Genomic DNA, 6,967 nt, shown 5'->3' on the forward strand with positions numbered 1-6,967 from the left:
CGGCCGAGGCATCCGTCCGCACGGCGCTCGGCGACCGCGCCGCGATCCTGCGCCCAGGGCTCATCGTCGGACCCGGCGACCCGAGCGACCGCTTCGGCTACTGGGTGTCGCGCTTCGCGCTCGCCGCGGACGGACCGGTCCTGGTGCCCGAGACCGCCGGTCGACGGGCCGAGGTCATCGACGTCGACGATCTCGCGACGTTCGCGGTCGGACGCGCCCGCGCCGGCTGGACGGGCACAGCCAACGCCATCGGCGACGTCATGTCGCTGACCGAAGTACTCGAGCTCGCCCGCGAGGTCGCCGGGCACACCGGTGCCGTGCTCGAGGCATCCGACGAATTCCTCGTCACGCACGCGGTGGGCTACTGGGCAGGGCCGCGGTCTCTGCCGCTGTGGCTGCCGCCCGACATGCCCGGTTTCATGACCCACGCCAACGCGGTGTACCGGGCGGCAGGGGGCCTGTTGCGCCCCCTGCGAGAGACGCTCGAGCGCACCCTCGCCGACGAGCGCGAGCGTGGGCTCGAGCGCGAGCGACGGGCGGGACTCACGCGCGCCGACGAGCTCGCGCTGCTCTCCGAGCTCGGGGCGTGACGTCGGCGGATTTGCGGATGCCGCGGACGGGCCGCTATCGTCGGCGCATGCCTTCGGCGACCCAGGGACTCTCCGCGCTCGTTCCGAGCGCCGCTCCCGAGCGCCGACGCCGTCAGTGCCGTCTTCAGAGCCCGCGCGAGCGCCGACTGTAGGCGACCCCGAACGCCGTCCTGTCATGGACGTCTGCGATCGGGCGTCGCCGTCTCCGGCCCCCGCACCCAGACTCTAAGGTGGAATCCATGACATACTCGGTCGCCGTCTCCGGCGCATCCGGCTATGCGGGCGGCGAGATCCTGCGGATCCTCGCCGCGCATCCCGACGTCGAGATCCGCACCGTGACCGCGCATTCCAACGCGGGACAGCCGCTCATCCAGCACCAGCCGCACCTGCGCTCGCTCGCACATCTGACCCTGCAGGACACCACTCCCGAGATCCTCGCCGGCCACGACATCGTGTTCCTGGCGCTGCCGCACGGGCAGTCCGGCCAGTACACCGACGCGCTCGGCGACACCGCGCTCGTCATCGACGCGGGCGCCGACCACCGGCTCGAGTCGGTCGCCGACTGGGACCGGTTCTATGGCGGCGACTTCCACCAGCCGTGGGTCTATGGAGTTCCCGAGCTGCCGGTCGCGGGCGGCAAGCAGCGCGAGCGGCTGGTCGGGGCATCCCGCATCGCCGCGCCCGGCTGCAACGCGTCGACGGTCTCGCTCTCGCTCGCGCCCGGCGTGGCGGCCCGCGTCATCGACCCCTCCGACATCGTGACGATGCTCGCCGTCGGCCCCTCCGGCGCCGGCAAGAGCCTGAAGCCGCACCTCCTCGCGAGCGAGATCCTCGGCACAGCGAGCCCGTACGCCGTGGGCGGCACGCACCGGCACATCCCCGAGATCCGGCAGGCGCTCGTCGCGGCCCGCCGGTCGGATGATCGCGCGGATGTCGGAGGTTCCCCGGCGGATGCACCGACGACCGGCAGCATCTCCGACGGCACCGCTGACGAAGGCATCCGCATCTCGTTCACGCCCGTGCTCGTGCCGATGGCGCGCGGCATCCTCGCGACGTCGACCGCGCCGATCGCTCCCGGAGTCTCGGACGCCGAGATCCGCGGTGCGTGGGAGGACGCGTACGGCGACGAGACGTTCGTGCAGCTGCTCCCGGCCGGCCAATTCCCTCGCACGGCCGACGTGCTCGGCGCGAACACCGCCCTCATGGGGCTCGCGATCGACCGCGCGGCGAACCGGGTCGTGGTGGTGACCGCGCTCGACAACCTCACCAAGGGCACTGCGGGCGCCGCCGTCCAGTCCATGAACCTCGCGCTGGCCCTTCCCGAAAGCACCGCGCTCACCGTGAACGGAGTCGCACCGTGAGTGTCACGGCGCCCCGAGGATTCGAGGCCGCGGGCGTCGCGGCCGGGCTCAAGTCGACCGACGCCCCGGACGTCGCCGTCGTCGTCAACCGCGGACCCCTCAAGGTCGGTGCTGCGGTGTTCACGAGCAACCGCGCGAAGGCGAACCCGATCCTGTGGTCGCAGCAGGTGATCCAGGACGGTGCAGTCGAGGCGATCGTGCTCAACTCGGGAGGCGCGAACTGCTTCACCGGTGCCTTCGGCTTCCAGACGACGCACCAGACCGCCGAGAAGGCTGCCGAGCTCCTGAGCGTGAGCGCGGGCGACATCCTGGTGTGTTCGACGGGACTCATCGGCACGGGCGACGAGGTCTTCCGCGCGAAGGTGCTCGCCGGCACCGAGCAGGCGATCGCCGAGCTGTCCCGCGACGGCGGCGAGGCGGCATCTCTCGCCATCATGACGACCGACTCCCGTCCGAAGCAGGTTGCCGGCGCCGTCGGCGGCTGGACCATCGGCGGCATGGCGAAGGGGGCGGGGATGCTGGCGCCCGGGCTCGCGACGATGCTCGTGGTTCTGACGACAGACGCCGTCCTCACGCCCGAGGAGGCCGATGCCCACCTGCGCCATGCCACCCGCGTGAGCTTCGACCGGCTCGATTCGGACGGCTGCATGTCGACCAACGACCAGGTCACGCTGATGGCGAGCGGCGCGAGCGGCATCGCTCCCGACCCGGACGAGTTCCGCGCGGCGCTCGCGATGGCGTGCATCGACCTCGCCGAGCAGCTGCAGGCCGACGCCGAAGGCGCGAGCCACGACGTCCGCATCCTGGTGCAGAACGCGATGTCGGAGGACGACGCCGTCGAGGTCGGCCGCTCGGTGGCCCGCAACAACCTCTTCAAGGCCGCGATCTTCGGCAACGACCCGAACTGGGGGCGCGTGCTGGCCGCGATCGGCACGACCTCGGCGACGTTCGACCCGTACGAGGTCGACGTGTGGATGAACGGCGTGCGAGTGTGCGCCGCGGGCGGCCCCGACCGGCCGCGCGACGCGGTCGACCTCACGCCGCGCGCCACAGAGGTGATCATCGACCTCAAGGTCGGCGCGGCGACCGCCGCGATCCTCACCAACGACCTCACCCACGACTACGTCCACGAGAACAGCGCGTACTCCTCATGACCGACCTGCAGGACACCGATCCGAACGAGGCGAGCGCCCGGGCCGTGACGCTCATCGAGTCGCTCCCGTGGCTCAAGCGCTTCCGCGACCAGATCGTGGTGATCAAGTACGGCGGAAACGCGATGGTCAGCGAGGAGCTGCAGGATGCCTTCGCCGCCGACATCGCCTACCTCCGGTACGTCGGGGTCAAGCCCGTCGTCGTCCACGGCGGCGGTCCGCAGATCTCGTCGATGCTCGACCGCCTGGCGATCCCGAGCGAGTTCAAGGGCGGGTATCGGGTCACCTCCACCGAGGCGATCTCGGTCGTGCGCATGGTGCTGACCGGGCAGATCAATCCGCAGCTCGTGTCGAGGATCAACGCGCACGGGCCCGTCGCCACGGGCCTCAGCGGCGAGGACGCGGGGCTCTTCGGCGGGCGCCGTCGCGGCGTCGTCATCGAGGGCATCGAGCACGACCTCGGCAGGGTCGGCGACGTGGTGCAGGTCGCCCCCCAGCCGGTGCTCGATCAGCTCGCTGCCGGCCGGATCCCGGTGGTCTCGAGCATCGCGCCCGACCTCGACCGCCCGGGGCATTCGCTCAACGTGAACGCGGATGCCGCGGCATCCGCCCTGGCCGTCGCTCTGGGTGCTGCGAAGCTGGTGGTGCTCACCGACGTGCCGGGGCTCTACGCGGACTGGCCGAACCGCGACTCGCTCGTGTCGCACCTGACCTCGGCGGAGCTGCGCGCGATGATGCCGACGCTCGAGTCGGGCATGATCCCCAAGATGTCGGCGTGCCTCGAGGCCGTCGAGGGTGGCGTCGAGACGGCGGCGATCATCGACGGGCGCGTGCCGCATTCGGTGCTCGTCGAGATCTTCACCAGCAAAGGAATCGGAACAGAGGTGGTGCGCGGATGACGTGGCAGGATGACGCGGGACGAGATCTCGTCCGGAGCTTCGGCGAGCGGATGGCGCTGTTCGTCCGCGGCGAGGGGTCGTATCTGTGGGACGCCGACGGCAAGCGCTATCTCGACTTCCTCGCGGGGATCGCGGTCGACTCGCTCGGTCACGCGCACCCGGTGTTCGTCGAGGCGATCTCGCGTCAGGCCGCGACGCTCGCCCACGTGTCGAACTACTTCGCCACGCCGCCGCAGCTCGCGTTCGCCGCGATGCTCAAGCGCCTCGCAGGAACCGGCGAATCAGGGCGTGTGTACTTCGGCAACTCGGGCGCCGAGGCCAACGAGGCGGCCTTCAAGCTCGCTCGGCTGCACGGCTCCGAGAGCCGCAGGAACGGGTTCGACCGGCCGCGCATCCTCGCGCTCAAGGACGCCTTCCACGGCCGCACCATGGGCACCCTCGCCCTCACCGGCAAGCCCTGGATGCAGGAGCCGTTCCTCCCGATGACACCCGGCGTCGAGTTCATCGACTCGACGGTCGAGGCGCTCGAAGCCGCGATCGACGACCGCGTCGCGGCGCTGTTCGTCGAGCCCGTCAAGGGCGAGGCGGGCGTCATCGAGCTGCCAGAGGGATACCTGAAGGCGGCGCGCGAGATCACGGAGCGCCACGGCGCGCTGCTGATCATCGACGAGATCCAGACCGGCGCCGGCCGTACGGGCGAGTGGTTCGCGTTCCAGCACGAAGGCATCGCCCCCGACGCGATCACGGTGGCGAAGGGCATCGGCGGCGGCTTCCCGATCGGCGCGCTCATCACCTTCGGTGCGGCGAGCGAGCTGTTCTACCCGGGCACGCACGGGTCCACGTTCGGCGGCAACGCGCTCGGCACAGCCGTCGCGGGTGCCGTGGTCGGCGAGATCGAGCGGGCCGGCCTCGTGACGAACGCCGCCGAGCGCGGTGCGCAACTGAAGGCGGCGATCGAGGGCATCGACTCGGAGCTGATCGCCGGATGCCGCGGTCTCGGGCTGCTGCTGGGCATCGGGCTGCGGCATCCCGTCGCGAAAGCGGTCGTGTCGGCCGCGCAGGAGCACGGCCTGGTGATCAACGCGCCCAACGACGAGACGATCCGGCTCGTTCCGGCGCTCACCATCGGCGACGTCGAGATCGACGAGTTCGTGGAGCTCTTCACGGCCGCGGTGCGCACCGTCGAGGACGCGCTGCTGCTCGACGCCCACTCGGGCGCATCGACGGAGGTGCACGCGTGACCCGCCACCTGCTGCGCGACGATGATCTGACGCAGGCCGAGCAGGACGAGATCCTCGATCTCGCCCTGGCACTGAAGAGGGATCGCTGGAAGCTCAAGCCTCTCGAGGGACCGCAGACCGTCGCCGTCATCTTCGACAAGTCGTCGACGCGCACGCGGGTCTCGTTCGCGGTCGGCATCGCCGACCTCGGAGGTTCGCCGCTGATCATCTCGACGGCCAACAGCCAGCTCGGCGGCAAGGAGACGCCGTCCGACACTGCGCGGGTCCTCGAACGCCAGGTCGCGGCCATCGTGTGGCGCACGTACGCCCAGGCGGGTCTGGAGCAGATGGCACGCGGCACGCGGGTGCCGGTCGTCAACGCGCTGAGCGACGACTTCCACCCGTGCCAGCTGCTCGCGGACCTGCTGACGATCAAGGAGCACAAGGGCGACCTCGAAGGGCTCACGCTCGCCTTCTTCGGTGACGGGAAGTCGAACATGGCGCACTCGTACGTGCTCGCCGGCGTGACGGCGGGCATGCACGTGCGCGTCGCCTCGCCCGAGGCGTACGCCCCGCGCGACGACGTGATCGCCGACGCCGATCGTCGCGCCGCCGACACGGGCGGATCCGTGACGCTCTACACCGACGCGAACGAGGCGGCGGCGGGTGCCGACGTGATCGTCACCGATACATGGGTCTCGATGGGCAAGGAGGAGGAGAAGCTCGCGCGGCTGCGCGACCTGGGCGCGTACAAGGTCACGCAGGAGCTGCTGTCACTCGCCAAGGGCGACGCGATCTTCATCCACTGCCTGCCCGCGGACCGCGGCTACGAGGTCGACGCCGAAGTCATCGACGGACCGCAGAGCGTCGTGTGGGACGAAGCCGAGAACCGCCTCCACGCTCAGAAGGCACTCCTCGTCTGGCTGCTGCGGCAGGGTTGAGTGCGGACGGGTCCGGGTCGTTGAGCGTCGTTCGATTCGGCCCTGGCGGGTCTCCTCAGAAGCCGCGATCATGAGCGAGTCGAAACGGTCCGAGCCGCGTGTCGCCGGATGGCTCACCACGCGCTGGGACCGCCTCAACGGGCCGCAGCGGGTCGGCGGCGTCGACCTCGCGCGCGGGCTCGCGGTGCTCGGCATGTTCGCAGCGCATCTGCTGTGGATCACCGAGCCCTTCGAGTTCGCCGAGCCGACGACGTGGACAGCCGTGGCCGAGGGTCGATCCTCGATCCTCTTCGCGACGCTCGCGGGCGTATCGATCGGCCTGGTGACCGGCGGCGCCGCACCGCTCTCGGGCTCGGCGATGGGCATCGCACAGGGCCGCCTCGCCGTACGGGCCGCACTGCTGTGGCTGCTCGGGGTGGTGCTCATCCTCACCGGCGTGCCCGTATACGTCATCCTGCCCGCGTACGCGATCCTCTTCCTCATCGCCCTGGCGTTCACAAGGCTCCGGGCGCGCGTGCTGCTGATGATCGCGCTGGCGCTCGCGCTCGTCATGCCCTTCGTGCAGGTGGTGCTCGACGCGCTGCCGCTGTGGCAGACGCTCGCGGGGAACGACCTGTCGCTCGTGCTCGGCTGGCACTATCCGTTCACGACGTGGATCGCGTTCGTGCTGGCGGGACTCGGCGCCGCGCGCGCGGGCCTCAGCAGGCTCCGCGTGCAGCTCTGGCTCGTGGGCGCCGGTGCCGCGCTCGCGCTGGCCGGATACGCGACGGATGCCGCGACCGGCGCGGGTGAGGCCGCCGAGGCG

6 protein-coding genes and 1 pseudogene are annotated in these 6,967 nt (G+C 70.8%); all 7 read left to right on the plus strand.

The window, feature by feature from the left end:
• Positions 1-590 (plus strand): annotated as a pseudogene (locus EIO58_RS10265) (NAD-dependent epimerase/dehydratase family protein); the annotation flags it as partial.
• A 239-nt stretch (positions 591-829) separates the two neighbouring features.
• Positions 830-1,951 (plus strand): N-acetyl-gamma-glutamyl-phosphate reductase, encoded by a 1,122-nt coding sequence (argC, locus tag EIO58_RS10270; protein ID WP_127819459.1) that lies wholly within the window; start codon positions 830-832, stop codon positions 1,949-1,951.
• Positions 1,948-3,105: a bifunctional glutamate N-acetyltransferase/amino-acid acetyltransferase ArgJ gene (gene argJ / locus EIO58_RS10275; RefSeq protein WP_127819460.1), complete on the plus strand. Its 1,158-nt coding sequence runs from the start codon at positions 1,948-1,950 to the stop codon at positions 3,103-3,105. Before argC ends, argJ begins: the two co-directional genes overlap by 4 nt.
• Positions 3,102-4,001, plus strand: a complete 900-nt coding sequence (argB, locus tag EIO58_RS10280) for an acetylglutamate kinase (RefSeq protein WP_127819461.1) — start codon at positions 3,102-3,104, stop codon at positions 3,999-4,001. The genes argJ and argB overlap by 4 nt, the downstream gene beginning before the upstream one ends.
• Complete coding sequence (locus tag EIO58_RS10285; protein ID WP_127819462.1) at positions 3,998-5,242, plus strand: acetylornithine transaminase; 1,245 nt, start codon at positions 3,998-4,000, stop codon at positions 5,240-5,242. Before argB ends, EIO58_RS10285 begins: the two co-directional genes overlap by 4 nt.
• Positions 5,239-6,162, plus strand: a complete 924-nt coding sequence (gene argF, locus EIO58_RS10290) for an ornithine carbamoyltransferase (protein ID WP_127819463.1) — start codon at positions 5,239-5,241, stop codon at positions 6,160-6,162. The genes EIO58_RS10285 and argF overlap by 4 nt, the downstream gene beginning before the upstream one ends.
• Before the next feature lie 70 nt (positions 6,163-6,232).
• A partial coding sequence (locus tag EIO58_RS10295; protein WP_127819464.1) for a heparan-alpha-glucosaminide N-acetyltransferase domain-containing protein occupies positions 6,233-6,967 on the plus strand: 735 nt, incomplete at its 3' end.

This window comes from Microbacterium sp. CPCC 204701 (assembly GCF_004010105.1).
GTDB lineage: Bacteria > Actinomycetota > Actinomycetes > Actinomycetales > Microbacteriaceae > Microbacterium.

Coding starts and splice junctions, on each gene's coding strand:
- argC (WP_127819459.1), top strand. CDS start 830: ATGACATACTCGGTCGCCGTCTCCGGCGCATCCGGCTATGCGGGCGGC.
- argB (WP_127819461.1), top strand. CDS start 3,102: ATGACCGACCTGCAGGACACCGATCCGAACGAGGCGAGCGCCCGGGCC.
- EIO58_RS10285 (WP_127819462.1), top strand. CDS start 3,998: ATGACGTGGCAGGATGACGCGGGACGAGATCTCGTCCGGAGCTTCGGC.